Here is a 14,498-nt window from a genome sequence, read left to right as displayed (position 1 = left end):
CGGCAATGCTTTTATAACGCTGATATTTGCTTGGGTTTCCATCCACCTAACTGACAATAAGATGACTGTGCCAACCAAAACCCATTCGGACTAAATACCCCTAGAATAACATCATCTTTCGATAAAATTTGTACTTGATGACGTAACCATGGAAAAATTTTTGCGTCTTGAATCGCCTTTTTCAGCGGCCATGTGCCCACGCGACCATACAAATGGACTTTTTCTCCGCCACGTCTTGGGTGTAGGGTTAAGTTCTGCCCAATTAAAGAGAGCGCAAGCCCCATGTCTTGATCTAAAGCCAGTGCATAAGCGCCTGACGCGGTAACAATTGTTTGCTGAAGCTGACAACATATTGTTTCATCAACTAAACTGGACTGGTCTGCCAAATACTCTGCGGCACTCAGGCGATAAATTTTTTGTTGGAATCGGACAAAATAGATTGAATTGAACGACAATACCGCTTGTGAATCGGCTTTGGAGTCAATCACCTCGCTTTGCAGGCGATTGACCATGTCTAAACTGGGGCGATAAACCAAATCGCCTTTCATCCATAACGATAAAAGCTGACGCTGCCGTGCAGCAGACAATGTGGACAACGCGGCTAAATCTAGCGCGTTTGCATCACCACAATGCAGCCAATCTTGCTGTGCAACTTCATTTAAAATTTCATCGGCATCTTGCATTAACGATGCTGTTCGTGCAACGGCATTTTGCATTTGTGCAAAGCGTTGTTTTAGCATTGGCCAAACAGTTTCACGGCACCAAGCGCGGTCATAATGCTGATCTTGATTGGTTGGATCGACCACGTAAGGTAAGTTTAACTCAGCAACCCAGATTTCAATTTGTTCGCGGCTCAAATCTAAAATTGGGCGCCAAATATGCATATTTTCACGCCAATCTTGCTGTCGCATGCCAGAAAGACCAGCCACTCCCGCGCCAGAAAATAAACGCAACATCACTGTTTCGGCTTGATCTTGCTGATGATGGGCCAATAGCAAAACCTCATTGTGGTCAATGCTATCTTGAAATGCAGCATAACGCGCATGGCGCGCTTGTTGCTCTAAATTACCCTGCTCAACATGGACTGCAAAAATCGAACACGGAATGTTCTGCGCTGTACAATATTGATGAACCATCTCGCCCCAAGCGCTACTTGGTGCTTGTAATTGATGATCGATATAAATAGCACGAATTTGATGAGGAAAGAGCACAGACATTAAATGCAGCAAAAGCATGGAATCCATGCCCCCGCTGCATCCAATAACGAACTTTTTTTGAGGATAGCGCTCAGCTTGTTTTAAGACACGAGCCCTAAGTTGCTGCTGCCAAATTTCATTAAACGTTGATAACGTGCTTCGCATCGTGTATCTGCATCCATCGTTTGTAGTTCAGCCAAAGTCGTTTTAAGCACTTCACGAAGTTTTTCCATGACTTGCTCAGGGTGCAAGTGCGCACCTTCACCTTCATCAACCACCGACTCTACAATACCAATGGCTTGTAATTTATCTGCCGTTAATGCCAAAGCCTCACTGGCTTGCTCTGCTTTGTCTGCGGTTTTCCACAAAATAGAAGCACAGCCTTCTGGTGAAATCACCGAATAAATACTATGCGACAACATAATGACGCGGTCAGCAACACCAATACCAAGTGCACCGCCAGAACCGCCTTCACCTAATACCGTTGCAATCACAGGAACTTTTAAACGCGAAAGTTGGGCAAGGCTTGTCGCAATTGCTTCAGCCTGACCACGTTCTTCTGCACCCACACCCGGATATGCCCCCATGGTATCGATAAAAGTTAAAACAGGCAGATTAAAACGCTCGGCTAAATCAAGTAAACGCTGTGATTTACGGTAGCCTTCAGGGTTTGCCATACCAAAATTGTGCTGCAAACGTTCACGCGTAGTACGACCACGATGCTGCCCAACCACCATAACAGGTTGTCCATTAAAACGAGCAAGACCACCAACCATTGCACCATCGTCACCAAACAGACGATCGCCATGCAAGATATCTAAGTCATCAAATAATTCATTTGCATAATCTAAAAATTGTGGACGCTGTGGATGACGTGCAATTTGCACCGTTTTCCATGCTTTAGACTGAGCAGCTTTATTTTTCATAGGTCGAATATTGTCCTTAAATTAATCAACACACAGTTAATCAATAAATTTTTCCGACTGAATGATCAAATCAATATCCCAATGTTTAAATTGCTCTTGCTCATCGTGCAAGTCTGCAATTAACAATGGCCATTGTTTTGCATCACCAGAAACTGTTAATTGCCATTGTTGCTCATTCACGGCCTTTAATTCAATGGCAGGAAGCATCTGATCGCTACGACTATGATTGAGCAAAACGGCCAATCGCAACAACAAACATAAATAAACTAAGGTGTGACTTCCCACCTTTAAAACATCGGTTTTGGTTTCAATGCGCAACTTTCTACGATGATGCGCAACCAAATGAGACAGATGATTTTGGTCAATTTGTGAAAAGCCAGGAATATCCGAATGCTGCAACAAATATGCCCCATGGCGATGATATCCACCATGGCTAATCGCTAAACCAATTTCATGCAAATACGCAGCACGTCTTAATAAGTCCCTGTCTTCATTGGTTAATTTTAAATCTTTAGCCACAAAATCAAATAAATTTTGCGCGGTTGCAACCACACGTTCTGCTTGTTTTGGATCGGCATTATAACGTCCAATTAAGGCTTGCACACTGCGGTCACGAATATCTTCATGTTTAAAACGACCCAACAAATCGTACATTACGCCTTCGCGAAGTGCACCGTCGGAATACATGAGTCGGTCGATGTCGAGTACTTCAAATACCGCATACAAAATTGCCATGCCCGCTGGCAAAACTGCTCGCCGATCTTCTTTTAATCCATCAAAATCGATATCAGAAATATGCTTAAATTTAAGTAATTTGTCTTTGAGTTTTTCTAATCCTTCGCGGGTGACGCTTTCTTGCTCGTCACTTAAACCCATGTTCACCATAATTTGGCGACAAGCTTTAATGGTTCCGCTTGAACCCACAACCGTATCCCACCCTGCCGACTTATAAGTATTGGCAATTGCAGAAAGTTCCTTACACGCAGCGACAAATGCTTTGTTAAAGTTTTTATGGTTGATTTCGCCATCTGAAAAATAGGCTTTGGTAAACGACACACACCCCATTTGTAACGATTCGGTGTGAATCGGCTCAAATTCTTCACCAATAATTAATTCTGTTGAACCACCACCAATATCGACCACTAAGCGGCGACCACCATTGGCCATGGTATGAGAAACACCTAAATAAATTAAGCGCGCTTCTTCACGTCCAGCAATAATTTCGATGGGCTTTGGCAAAATTTCAGCGGCTTTTTGAATAAATTCATGCCCATTTTTGGCTTGACGCAAGGCATTGGTTGCCACAATTCGTAATCTGTTGGCTTGAACCGAGCTTAAACGCCCAACAAAACGTGCAAGGCACGATAACCCACGTTGTTGTGCTGCTTCAGTTAAATTCTTATTTTCATCTAAGCCTGCGGCAAGTTGCACTTTTTCCGACATTGAAACAACTTTTTTTACTTCGCCATGATCCACGCGTGCAATGGCAAGGTGGAAGCTGTTTGACCCCATATCAATGGCAGCGAGTAATTCTTCATCAATTAAAAAATCAGACATGGTGCGCAAACGAATCAAATTTAATTGTTCCCTAGAGTAATTCACTCGCCTTTAATTGGAAAGTGCTTTTCCCTACGAATATTAAGATTTTATGTCAAATCGGATATTCATGGTTGGCATGCTCAAAAAAATTGATCAAAAAGTCAAATACTCAAACCGATATAAATTTTAATCACATTAAAATTCAATATATTAAGTTTAAACCATAGTAACAGCCGATATTGTGTATCGTAATCGCCCATTAGACAAAGTAACGCAAATTCACCATAATTAATTACATATACTATGTCATTGAAATTTGTGTTGTAATCCTTATATCTAAAGATAAACACTTTTCAAATCTCTTGGAGTTTACTCATGTCAAATCTTATTAACACCTCAGATGCAGACTTCCAAAATGATGTTCTAGACGCTGAAACCCCAGTTTTGGTCGATTTCTGGGCAGCTTGGTGTGGTCCATGTAAAGCCATTGCGCCTGTACTTGAAGATTTATCTCGTGAATACGAAGGTAAAGTCAAAGTAGTGAAAGTAGATGTGACTGCGTGCGAGCAAACTGCGGTGAACTACAACATTCGTAACATTCCAGCATTATTGTTATTCAAAAACGGTGAAGTGGTTGCACAGCAAATTGGCGCAGTGCCACGCTCTAAATTAGTCTCTTTCATTGACGAAAACATCTAAGCGTCACCAAAGACCTAAAAATAGCAAAATACACTTTTTCGTGTATTTTGCTGAATCTTAAATTGACAATTGCGTCTGTGTCGCTTATATTCCAAAATCAAGAAAGACAAAGCTTTTCGCAAATCCTTTCTTAGAACAGACAACAGATAAGATCGCCGCTCGGCACTGCAATTGTTATCTTATACCTTCGAAACAATTAAACAGACCTTTGTTTTTGTATTGTGCAATTTAAATTGTTCATTCCTAACAGCACGCGGCTGATTTTTGCATTTTTTATTTTCCAGAATCGACTCTCCAGACGTTCTTATATTAACTGACCTCCTATGAATTTAACTGAACTCAAGAAAAAACCGATTGGCGAACTCATTAAAATTGCTGAGTTTATGGGCCTTGAGGGGATGGCACGTAACCGTAAACAAGATATCATCTTCGCAATTTTAAAACGCCATGCCATGAATGGTGAAGAAATTTTTGGCGATGGTGTTTTAGAAATTCTTTCAGATGGTTTCGGTTTCTTACGTTCTGCTGCTGGCTCTTATCTTGCTGGACCAGACGACATTTATGTAAGCCCGTCCCAAATCCGCCGTTTTAATTTACGTACCGGCGACACAATTACAGGCACAATTCGCCCACCAAAAGAAGGCGAACGTTATTTTGCATTATTAAAAGTGAATCAAATTAACTACGATACGCCTGAAAATTCACGTAACAAAATTCTGTTTGAAAACTTAACCCCACTTTTTCCAACTGAACAATTGATCATGGAATTAGGTAATGGTTCAACAGAAGACCTAACTGCGCGTGTGGTCGACTTGATTGCCCCAATTGGTAAAGGACAACGTTCAATTATTGTTGCACCGCCAAAAGCGGGTAAAACCATGTTGTTGCAAAACATTGCACAATCGATTGTTCGTAACAACCCTGAAGTGTTCTTAATCGTCCTTTTAATTGACGAACGTCCAGAAGAAGTTACCGAAATGGAACGTACAGTTCGCGGTGAAGTCGTTGCATCGACCTTTGATGAAGCACCAGCCCGCCACGTTCAAGTTGCAGAAATGGTGATTGAAAAAGCCAAGCGTTTGGTTGAACACAAAAAAGATGTTGTCATCTTACTTGACTCAATCACTCGTTTAGCCCGTGCGTACAACACCGTCATTCCATCATCAGGTAAAGTTTTAACAGGTGGTGTCGATGCACATGCGCTAGAACGTCCAAAACGTTTCTTTGGTGCTGCACGTAATATTGAAGAAGGTGGATCACTAACCATCATTTCTACTGCTTTAATTGAAACAGGCAGTAAAATGGATGATGTGATTTACGAAGAATTCAAAGGTACGGGTAACCAAGAAATTACACTGGATCGCCGAATTGCTGAGAAACGTGTCTTCCCTGCTATGAACCTGAAAAAATCGGGTACACGCCGTGAAGAACGCCTCATGAGCGAAGATAATCTTCGTAAGGTCTGGATTTTACGTAAACTTCTTCATCCGATGGATGAATTAGCAGCAATGGAATTCTTACTTGATCGCATGAAAGAAACCAAAACTAATGATGATTTCTTCGAGCAAATGAAACGCAAGCAATAAAACCGTTTACCGCAGATCATTGACCCAATGGTCTGCGGGTTGACAACAATTACATACAATAACAAAGAATTAGAATCCCTGTTACTTTATTTAAATCGCTTCAATATTTTTAAAATTTAAACCTTAAAACTTTGTTTATTTTTAACAACTTATTCAATCTATTATCCAAATATAAAACCAGTTTTGATTGTTATTTTCTGTTAAAAATAGGCTAAAAATATCAATTTTTTTCGTTTTTTTTTCATTCACTAGTAGCAATTCAATATAGGCAGTGATAGCATATCGGTACACCAGTTAATCTGCTCCAAGCGTTGTTACCTATCGAACGTGTAGGGATAATTAAAGCACAAACAGGTTAGCTTTGGTTTTTTTATGTCTTATGACTTAATTTGAGAGTGATGCCATGTTATTCAAAAAATTCGCTATCGTAGCTGCAGTTGCTACAACTTTAGCTTTCGTTGGTTGTGCAAAGAAAACTGAAGAAGCTGCTGCTGCTTCTGCTCCAGCATCTGAAGCTGCTGCTGCATCTGAAGCTACTGCTGCTGCATCTGAAGCTACTGCTGCTGCATCTGAAGCTACTGCTGCTGCATCTGAAGCTGCGTCTGACGCTGCTCCTGCTGCATCTGAAGCTGCTCACTAATCGATTCTTCGATTTAGTAGAAAAAGAGAACCCTAACCGGTTCTCTTTTTTTATGCTTAAAATAAAATATAGTCAAAAATATCAACTAAGCATTGATCAAAACCTACATCGAACTCAATAAACCACCACAACGCAAGTACTCAATCTAAAAATAGAATTTAAACGTGGATCAAGAATCCGTATTTTACGCATCCTTTGTTTCACTAGCCCATCTGCTTAAGCTTGCAATCTAAATCACGCAGCTTCAATCTGGTGACGATCCAAATAATACAGATAAAAAAATAAGGGGGTGATATGCAATCCCCCCCCCTTATTTTCAACAAGAATATTTATTAATCTTGCTCAATTTCATTACCTACGCGCTGTCTAAACTTTTGCCCAGCGCGGAAAGTCACAACACGGCGCGCAGAAATTGGAATCTCTTCGCCTGTTTTTGGATTACGACCAGGACGCTGACGTTTATCACGCAACTCGAAATTTCCAAACCCTGAAAGTTTGACTTGCTCGCCTGCAATTAAAGCCTGACTAATTTCATCAAAAAATAATTCAACCATTTGTTTTGCTTCACGACGGTTCAGATTCGTTTCTGCACTTAAATGATCTGCCATTTCTGCTTTTGTTAATGCTGTCATGATGCCCTCAATGTTGCTTGATAAGTGCTTTGTAACACTTCAATAATATGATCCATACCTGACTTAATTTCAGCATCTTCTAATGTGCGTGAAGTGTGTTGCCACAATAACGCGAATGCCAACGAGCGCTTACCAGCCTCAACACCTTGTCCTGTATATACATCGAACAACCATGTTGAATCAAGAAGCTCCCCACCTGTTTTTTGAATAAGTTGCTGAATCTCTCTTACAGCAATCTTATCACTAATTAAAAGTGCAATATCACGTCTAACCGATGGAAAACGTGATAATTCTGTAAAATTAGATACATAAGATTGCAAAACTGCGTTTTGATCAAGTTCTGCAACCCACGTTACACCCAAATCGAGTTCATTTTCAAGTGATGGATGCAAACGACCTAAATAACCAATACTTTTACCATCTAAAATAATTTCGGCAGATTGTCCAGGATGCAGCCAAACACGACTAGAACGTTGGTATTCAACCTGTACACGACCGGCAGCTAAAATTTGCTCTATTTCACCTTTAAAGTCGAAGAAATCCATCGCTTGTGCTTTGGCATGCCATTGTTCTGGATCTTTTGAGCCGACTGCAATTAATGCAAGCGTTGGAATTTGCTGTAAATCTTGAATCGACTGTGCATTTTGATAATCAAAACGTAAACCTAATTCAAAGAACCGTACACGAGATTGCTGACGGTTTAAATTGTGCTGTACACACGGAATTAAACTTGAAAGCAATGTGCTACGCATTACCGCTAAATCACTTGAAATTGGGTTTGCCAATGCCAACGGATTCACCTGCGGATTTAACTGCTTTTCAAGTTTTAAATCGGCAAAACTAAAGCTAATCGCTTCTTGATAACCTAAAGTGGTAATGGTTTGACGCAGTTGTGACAATTCAAATTGATCTTGATGCTTGGCCAATTGCACATCCATTTTTGGCAAGCTGATTTGAATATTGTCGTAACCGTGAATACGAGCAACCTCTTCAATTAAATCTTGATAAATTGCCATATCATAACGATGTGAAGGCGGCACAACCAACCATTCCCCTGCCGCTTTTACAGTCACAATACAACCTAAACGGGTCAGAGCATCTGCAATAAATTCAGCATCAACACGATAACCTAACAAGGCATCGACCTGTGCTTGTGTTAATGCAATCTCTTGGCGGGTAGGTAATTCTGCTGCTTGTTCAGCCACTGAAATTGGGCCAAATTCTCCACCTGCCAAATCTTGAATTAATTGTGATGCGCGCTGCATAGCAAGCAATGGCAATTCAAAATCGACACCACGTTCAAAACGTTGTGATGAGTCGGTATGTAAACCAAAACGACGTGCACGTCCAGCAATGGCAAGCGGCGCAAAGAATGCACTTTCTAAGAAGATGTCTTGGGTTGCATCGGTTACGCTCGACTCAAGTCCACCCATAATCCCTGCGATGGCTAAAACTTTAGCATCATCAGCAATGACCATAACTTCTTGGTTTAACTCAACATTTTGTTCATTCAACAAGTTGAGCTTTTCTTGTGGTTGTGCTTGACGAACCTGAATATTGCCATCTAACTTTGCCAAGTCAAAGGCATGCATCGGCTGACCCAATTCCATCAACACATAATTGGTGATATCCACCAAAATGCTATGGGTACGAATGCCTGAACGGGTTAATGCTTGCTGCATCCATTCAGGTGTTTCAGCTTTCACATTCACATTTTTAATCACACGCCCCAAATAACGTGGTGCGCCCGTTGTGGTAACGTTAATGCCTTTTTCATCAGCAATGCTTGCTGCAACGTCTTTAATTTCAGGCTGTGTTACCGCCAATTGGTTAATTACCCCAATTTCACGGGCAATCCCACGAATACTGAAGCAGTCGCCACGGTTCGGGGTAATTGAAATATCAATCACGTTATCATCAAGTTTGAGATAATCTCGGATATTGACACCAATTGGCGCATCGCTTGGCAACTCAAGCAAACCATCAACTTTATCTTCTAAATCAATTTCTGATGCACCGCATAACATGCCGTGTGATTCAACACCACGCAACTTGCCTTTTTTAATTTTAAAATCGCCCGGTAAAACCGCACCAACAGTAGCAACAGGTGCTTTCATTCCCACGCGTACATTTGGCGCGCCGCATACAATTTGCAAAGTTTCAGCCGCGCCAATATTCACGGTTGTTACGCGTAAACGGTCAGCATCGGGATGCTGTTCAACCGTTAAGACTTCACCAATTACCACGCCAGTAAATGGTTTCGCAACAGGCGCAAGTTCATCTACCTCTAAACCTAACATGGTCAATTGATTTGACAATGTTTCACTATCAATTGCAGGGTTAACCCATGTACGTAGCCAATTTTCGCTAATTTTCATCTTTATAAAACCTTATTTCATCCTAAGCAATATGTGTGTTTTTAAGCAAACTGACGTAAGAAACGTACATCGTTTTGATAGAACATACGCAAATCGTTAATGCCATAACGCAACATTGCAAAACGCTCTACACCTAAACCGAATGCAAAACCTTTATATTTTTCAGGATCAATCCCCGCAGCGCGCAGTACATTCGGATGCACCATGCCACAGCCTAAAACTTCTAACCAGCGCCCACGTTCATCCATAATATCCACTTCGGCACTCGGTTCGGTAAATGGGAAATACGATGGACGGAAGCGAACTTTTAAATCTTTTTCAAAAAATTCATTCAACAAATTAACCAATAAACCTTTTAACTCGGCAAAACTGGTGTTTTCGGCAACATATAAGCCTTCAATTTGATGAAACATTGGCGAATGTGTTTGGTCAGAGTCGCAGCGATACACACGTCCCGGACACACAATACGAATTGGCGGCTGTGAGGTTTCCATGGTACGAATCTGCACGCCTGATGTATGCGTACGTAGCAAATGATTAACATCAAAATAAAACGTATCGTGCATGGCGCGTGCAGGATGATGCCCCGGAATATTTAACGCTTCAAAGTTATGATAGTCATCTTCAACTTCTGGGCCAGTGGCAACGCTAAAACCCGCTTTAGTAAAGAACTGACAAATACGCTCTTGCACTTGGGTCACAGGGTGAATACTGCCAACACTTTGACCACGACCAGGAAGCGTAATATCGATGGTTTCACTAGCAAGCTTTGCCAATAATACTTGTTGTTGTAAATTTGCTTGATGTTCGGTTAAGGCTGCATTAATCGCCTCACGTACCGCATGAATTTTCGCGCCTTCAACTTTACGTTGTTCAGGGTCCATTTTTCCTAAAGCTTTGGATTGCTCTGCAAGTTGACTCTTTTTACCTGTAAACTGCACTCGGACTTGGTCAAGTGTAGCAAGATCTTGCGACGCAGCAATTGCGGCCAGTGCATCAGTGGTCAGGGCTTCCAGTGACATAATTACTCTCAAAGCGTAAATGTTAAAAAGATTGAATAAACTGCCTATTCTAGCAGTTTTTATCTATTTTGATGAAGCTTTCCGGTTCATGAAAATTTTCTCGCACTTGGTTTTATAAACAAGATAAAATATTTAAAGTTGAGCACAGAGAATAACCATGGCATTTGATTCAATTTGGCAGCAGCAACTTACCCTCGTTTGCTATGGTAACGAGTTTTTATCGAATAAATTAAGTATTGCAGACTGGAAGCAACACACTATTTTTAATCAACATTTACTGCAATTTAAAGATTTACTCTCGCAACATTTATTGGCACAACATTTTGAAATTTGGCTAGAGCACTTAAAGCAACAAGGCGTGACTCGCTTAAGCTTACATAGCTCAAGCCTGCTAAATGAAGAAAAAAATCCGAATCCGAATGTGGAATTGCTGCCATTTGCCCATTTTATTGTCAGCCACGGGCCCAAAGAAAATACAGCATGGATTTTAGGCAAAGAATTGCCTGTATGGTACACGGCAGATAACGATTATATCGCCCCATTAAATCAGCAAAATCCACTTCGCGATGAAGTTTTATGGCGTTTTGAATTGCCTGCAAAATTAACCAAAAAGATAAAAGCAGACTTACAACAACCCGATTGGGAACAAATTGAAGCGTATTTACACACTGAAATTTTGCATAGCCCTTATGCTGTAACGCAAAATTCGAGTCTGTATAAGGACTATATTGGCAATTGCGTAGAAGAAGCCCACGAAACAACTATTCCTCAAGCCTTACTTCCCACTCAATATCACGCTCAACTGGCTAACGATTTATTATTTCAACTGACGCAATTACAAAACACATTAAAGCAGCAAAAACAGACGCAAGCCGCAGAAGATGGCACCACGCAATCGCCAGAACAACAACGAGAATTGCTGCATTTTTCAGAAAAAGTCGATGAGTTGTTTGCCAAATTGATTGTTAAAATTGCCAATCATTATCAAACAGCGCAGCGTAAAGTAACGGCCTCGCCTTTAGATGACAGTACAGATCATGTGCTTGAATTTAAGTCGAAAAAACAACAGCATCAGGTGTCGAATAAAAATGTATTTACGCTTATTTTGATTACCCTGTTAATTTGTATTGCTGCTTATTATTTTGGGTTTTAAAGTAGCGCCAGATCAAATCATAAGATTATTCAGATGAGCATCTTAAATGAATTAAAAATGTTCAATAATTTATTAGGTGCATTGATATTTATCCATAAACTGGTCGGTTCATTATGTTTTGAAGCTGACATAATTTACGTATTTTTTAGATCGGGCAACCTATAGAATACAACAATGAATATTTGATAATAACCGTGATTTATAAAACGATGATCGATAATTACTGGAAGTTTATATTAGGTTTGCAACATAATGCGCAGCGCTATTTTGATCATAAAATTGCTGAATATAATATCGAACATGACTGGTGTGATATAACTCATGACCTCTTTATGGTACGTGATTTAGAAACCAATGAATTACTTTACGATTCAATTCCTCATTTAATTGTCGATCTCAAAGATCAACAGATTCAGGATTGCCAGCTCATCCCTTCTGATCTACTCTTTCCTGAATTTACCCAGCATTTTAAACAATTCATTTTTGATACAAGCAATTATCCTATAGCCGTCTTCTTAGGAAGAGATCAAAACTTTGCTTTAGTTAAAATACATGCAGAAAAAGTAAAGAAATTTTCGATGTCTACAGATCCTCGTGAATTTAGTGGTTTTGCATCCTCTCAAAACTATAATAAATATCTATTATTTACTCTAATCAGATTAGATCAAAAACAATTAACCATTGTTGATGAGTTTAAGAAAAGTGCGAATTGGAAAAATTCACATGAGCATTTTCAAAGCATGTTTTTGGATAGTCCATTTAATTTCAGGCAAGATAAAAGTTTAAGATTAACCAATAACTTATTTTTAAAAAATGAAATAACCGAATATCCTTTTCTTGATGAGCCTAGTCCTGAATTCAATTTAGCATTCTCTTGGATAAATAGACTCTGTGATTTACAAGAGCAAATCAAAACTGAAGTCGCAATGACACTGGATTCCAGATCACCTTATTCAAGTATCATTGACCAAAATTTTTCAGCAATTAGCCTTTTCCAAGAAGACCTAAACAACGCATTAATTAACTTGGTTTCACATAGTGCGAATAGCTATGAGAAAGCATATGTGAACGAAGACCTTTCCTATATTCCATCAAACTCACTTCAACACAAGACCCAGATCAATATTGAAGCAAATAATGAGTTTAATAGTGATAGCACGACAGATGAAAAGCCAACATCTGTTACTGCATCGACGCTTTATCTCATCTTCTTTTTAGCTGTGGTCATTGGGCTTCTCTACGGGGTGTTCTGGTTGGTTAACCATTATGAATTTGCCAAATTTATGGTGATCACCGCTGGCGTTATTATTTTCCTGATGATGTGGTCTAAAAAGTAAAAGTGAATGTTCTAAAAATAAAAAAGACCGCTAAAAAGCGGCCTTCTTTGAATCTCTAAGCTTATGCAGCTAAAGCACCTTTAGCTTTTTCAGCTAAAGCAGCGAAAGCAACTGCATCATGCATAGCGATGTCAGCAAGTACGCGACGGTCGATGATCACTTGAGCTTTTTTCAAGCCATCGATCATACGGCTGTAAGACAAACCGTTTTGACGAGCACCAGCATTAATACGCGCAATCCATAGAGCACGGAATTGACGTTTCTTTTGACGGCGGTCACGGTAAGCGTATTGACCAGCTTTGATTACCGCTTGGAACGCTACGCGGTAAACGCGTGAACGAGCACCATAGTAACCTTTAGCGCGAGCAAGAATTTTTTTGTGACGACGATGAGCCACTACACCACGTTTTACACGAGCCATTTATAATCTCCTTAGATGTATGGGCACATACGACGAACTGAATTCATGTCAGACACATGAACCATTACACAGCCGCGTAATTGACGAATACGTTTAGCAGATTTTTTGGTCAAGATGTGACGTTTGAACGCTTGCTTACGCTTAAAACCGTTTGCAGTCGCTTTAAAGCGTTTAGCTGCACCACGACGAGTTTTCATCTTAGGCATAACAACAACCTCTTTTGAACACCTGTTCGGCTCGTTTGCACCATTACAAATCGACCTGCAGGTAAGGAAGGCGACATTTTATAGTAAATGCGGCTGAAAAAAAAGCATTTTGCACGGTTTATTTTAAATGCTGTACTGATTTAGCAAATGAAAAAAATCTCTAGCGTTGCAACAGTTAGCATTCGATGATGAATACCCTAAATTACATTGTGCGATGATAAAACCAATACATTGCATAAATGAACAGGTATCGACCACATTTGGCAATAAAAACCAACACAAGGAATCGAGAAAAGCGTTCGTTTAAAACCCCAGCAACCAGCGTAATTGGGTCGCCAATAACGGGCAACCAACTGAATAACAAGGCGTAAAATCCATAACGATGATAAATGGATTGTGCTTTTTGCAATTGCTGCGCAGAAATAGGAAACCATTTTTTACTTTTAAAATGCTCAATTTTTTGACCTAACCACCAATTCACACAGGAACCCAGAACATTTCCCAGTGTGGCGACCGCCAATAGTGCAACTGCTAAATTTGGATGTAAAAGCAATAAAGAAAATAAGGTGGTGTTTCAAAAAGTATGCTGGCATTAGACGGATCCATTGTTGATATAAAAGAACACTAAATCAAACGCTTTGAAATGATTCTCAAGCTTTTTGGAGAAGTTACAGCTTCTCCTAAATCCTCGCCTGATGCGATGCCTCAATCGACAATTATTTCCTTCAATACCCACAGTGAAAAACTTACCAATCAATTGTTT

At 40.1% G+C, this 14,498-nt stretch carries 14 protein-coding genes and 1 pseudogene; 5 read left to right on the top strand and 10 right to left on the bottom strand.

Annotation, left to right across the window (positions count from 1 at the left end):
* Window positions 1-11: 11 nt before the first annotated feature.
* From tilS to ppx, 3 genes are read right to left on the bottom strand one after another with little or no spacing between them, the layout of a single operon-like run.
* Complete coding sequence (tilS, locus tag I2F62_RS04775; protein WP_324625887.1) at window positions 12-1,361, bottom strand: tRNA lysidine(34) synthetase TilS; 1,350 nt, start codon at window positions 1,359-1,361, stop codon at window positions 12-14.
* Window positions 1,298-2,122, bottom strand: coding sequence for an acetyl-CoA carboxylase carboxyltransferase subunit alpha (locus tag I2F62_RS04770; protein WP_324625886.1), 825 nt, complete (start codon window positions 2,120-2,122; stop codon window positions 1,298-1,300). The genes tilS and I2F62_RS04770 overlap by 64 nt, the downstream gene beginning before the upstream one ends.
* A 36-nt stretch (window positions 2,123-2,158) precedes the next feature.
* On the bottom strand, window positions 2,159-3,679 hold the full coding sequence (gene ppx / locus I2F62_RS04765; protein ID WP_324625885.1) for an exopolyphosphatase: 1,521 nt from the start codon (window positions 3,677-3,679) through the stop codon (window positions 2,159-2,161).
* A gap of 357 nt (window positions 3,680-4,036) precedes the next feature.
* Here ppx and trxA point away from each other — a divergent pair, with 357 nt between their 5' ends.
* From trxA to I2F62_RS04750, 3 genes are all read left to right on the top strand, one after another.
* On the top strand, window positions 4,037-4,360 hold the full coding sequence (trxA, locus tag I2F62_RS04760) for a thioredoxin (RefSeq protein ID WP_324625884.1): 324 nt from the start codon (window positions 4,037-4,039) through the stop codon (window positions 4,358-4,360).
* Window positions 4,361-4,683: 323 nt separating this feature from the next.
* The gene (gene rho, locus I2F62_RS04755; RefSeq protein WP_324625883.1) at window positions 4,684-5,946 is read left to right on the top strand and encodes a transcription termination factor Rho; all 1,263 of its coding nucleotides are present in this window, start codon (window positions 4,684-4,686) and stop codon (window positions 5,944-5,946) included.
* Between the two features lie 403 nt (window positions 5,947-6,349).
* Entirely contained in the window at window positions 6,350-6,586 is a 237-nt protein-coding gene (locus I2F62_RS04750) for a hypothetical protein (RefSeq protein WP_324625882.1), read from the top strand.
* Window positions 6,587-6,918: 332 nt separating this feature from the next.
* Here I2F62_RS04750 and I2F62_RS04745 read toward each other — a convergent pair whose 3' ends face one another.
* The 3 genes from I2F62_RS04745 to pheS are packed head-to-tail and all read right to left on the bottom strand — an operon-like array spanning window position 6,919 to window position 10,618.
* Window positions 6,919-7,218 (bottom strand): integration host factor subunit alpha, encoded by a 300-nt coding sequence (locus tag I2F62_RS04745; RefSeq protein ID WP_324625881.1) that lies wholly within the window; start codon window positions 7,216-7,218, stop codon window positions 6,919-6,921.
* On the bottom strand, window positions 7,215-9,596 hold the full coding sequence (gene pheT, locus I2F62_RS04740) for a phenylalanine--tRNA ligase subunit beta (protein WP_324625880.1): 2,382 nt from the start codon (window positions 9,594-9,596) through the stop codon (window positions 7,215-7,217). Before pheT ends, I2F62_RS04745 begins: the two co-directional genes overlap by 4 nt.
* A 41-nt stretch (window positions 9,597-9,637) precedes the next feature.
* Window positions 9,638-10,618, bottom strand: coding sequence for a phenylalanine--tRNA ligase subunit alpha (gene pheS / locus I2F62_RS04735; RefSeq protein ID WP_324625879.1), 981 nt, complete (start codon window positions 10,616-10,618; stop codon window positions 9,638-9,640).
* Between the two features lie 157 nt (window positions 10,619-10,775).
* Between pheS and I2F62_RS04730 the strand changes: the two genes are divergently transcribed.
* Window positions 10,776-11,771: a hypothetical protein gene (locus I2F62_RS04730; protein WP_324625878.1), complete on the top strand. Its 996-nt coding sequence runs from the start codon at window positions 10,776-10,778 to the stop codon at window positions 11,769-11,771.
* A gap of 209 nt (window positions 11,772-11,980) precedes the next feature.
* Window positions 11,981-13,108 carry a hypothetical protein gene (locus I2F62_RS04725; RefSeq protein ID WP_324625877.1) on the top strand — a complete coding sequence of 376 codons (1,128 nt, stop codon included), beginning with the start codon at window positions 11,981-11,983 and terminating at the stop codon, window positions 13,106-13,108.
* Window positions 13,109-13,169: 61 nt separating this feature from the next.
* On the opposite strand, the gene rplT is transcribed toward I2F62_RS04725, so the two are convergent.
* The 4 genes and pseudogenes from rplT to I2F62_RS04705 form a co-directional block, all read right to left on the bottom strand.
* Complete coding sequence (gene rplT / locus I2F62_RS04720) at window positions 13,170-13,529, bottom strand: 50S ribosomal protein L20 (RefSeq protein ID WP_000124858.1); 360 nt, start codon at window positions 13,527-13,529, stop codon at window positions 13,170-13,172.
* 11 nt (window positions 13,530-13,540) lie between these two features.
* Window positions 13,541-13,735 (bottom strand): 50S ribosomal protein L35, encoded by a 195-nt coding sequence (gene rpmI / locus I2F62_RS04715; RefSeq protein WP_111859422.1) that lies wholly within the window; start codon window positions 13,733-13,735, stop codon window positions 13,541-13,543.
* 202 nt (window positions 13,736-13,937) lie between these two features.
* A pseudogene (locus I2F62_RS04710) lies at window positions 13,938-14,300 on the bottom strand (YqaA family protein); the annotation flags it as partial.
* Window positions 14,301-14,327: 27 nt separating this feature from the next.
* A partial coding sequence (locus I2F62_RS04705; protein ID WP_324625973.1) for an IS1 family transposase occupies window positions 14,328-14,498 on the bottom strand: 171 nt, incomplete at its 5' end.

Origin of the sequence: Acinetobacter sp. MD2(2019) (genome assembly GCF_035615615.1) — a bacterium.
Lineage (GTDB): Bacteria > Pseudomonadota > Gammaproteobacteria > Pseudomonadales > Moraxellaceae > Acinetobacter.
This window is presented reverse-complemented; position numbering and strand designations above follow the sequence as displayed.

Excerpts from the sequence above, each read along its gene's own strand:
- rpmI (WP_111859422.1), bottom strand. The coding sequence starts at position 13,735 with ATGCCTAAGATGAAAACTCGTCGTGGTGCAGCTAAACGCTTTAAAGCG.
- rplT (WP_000124858.1), bottom strand. The coding sequence starts at position 13,529 with ATGGCTCGTGTAAAACGTGGTGTAGTGGCTCATCGTCGTCACAAAAAA.
- I2F62_RS04730 (WP_324625878.1), top strand. The coding sequence starts at position 10,776 with ATGGCATTTGATTCAATTTGGCAGCAGCAACTTACCCTCGTTTGCTAT.
- pheT (WP_324625880.1), bottom strand. The coding sequence starts at position 9,596 with ATGAAAATTAGCGAAAATTGGCTACGTACATGGGTTAACCCTGCAATT.
- I2F62_RS04725 (WP_324625877.1), top strand. The coding sequence starts at position 11,981 with ATGATCGATAATTACTGGAAGTTTATATTAGGTTTGCAACATAATGCG.
- tilS (WP_324625887.1), bottom strand. The coding sequence starts at position 1,361 with ATGCGAAGCACGTTATCAACGTTTAATGAAATTTGGCAGCAGCAACTT.
- ppx (WP_324625885.1), bottom strand. The coding sequence starts at position 3,679 with ATGTCTGATTTTTTAATTGATGAAGAATTACTCGCTGCCATTGATATG.
- I2F62_RS04770 (WP_324625886.1), bottom strand. The coding sequence starts at position 2,122 with ATGAAAAATAAAGCTGCTCAGTCTAAAGCATGGAAAACGGTGCAAATT.
- trxA (WP_324625884.1), top strand. The coding sequence starts at position 4,037 with ATGTCAAATCTTATTAACACCTCAGATGCAGACTTCCAAAATGATGTT.
- I2F62_RS04745 (WP_324625881.1), bottom strand. The coding sequence starts at position 7,218 with ATGACAGCATTAACAAAAGCAGAAATGGCAGATCATTTAAGTGCAGAA.
- I2F62_RS04750 (WP_324625882.1), top strand. The coding sequence starts at position 6,350 with ATGTTATTCAAAAAATTCGCTATCGTAGCTGCAGTTGCTACAACTTTA.
- rho (WP_324625883.1), top strand. The coding sequence starts at position 4,684 with ATGAATTTAACTGAACTCAAGAAAAAACCGATTGGCGAACTCATTAAA.
- pheS (WP_324625879.1), bottom strand. The coding sequence starts at position 10,618 with ATGTCACTGGAAGCCCTGACCACTGATGCACTGGCCGCAATTGCTGCG.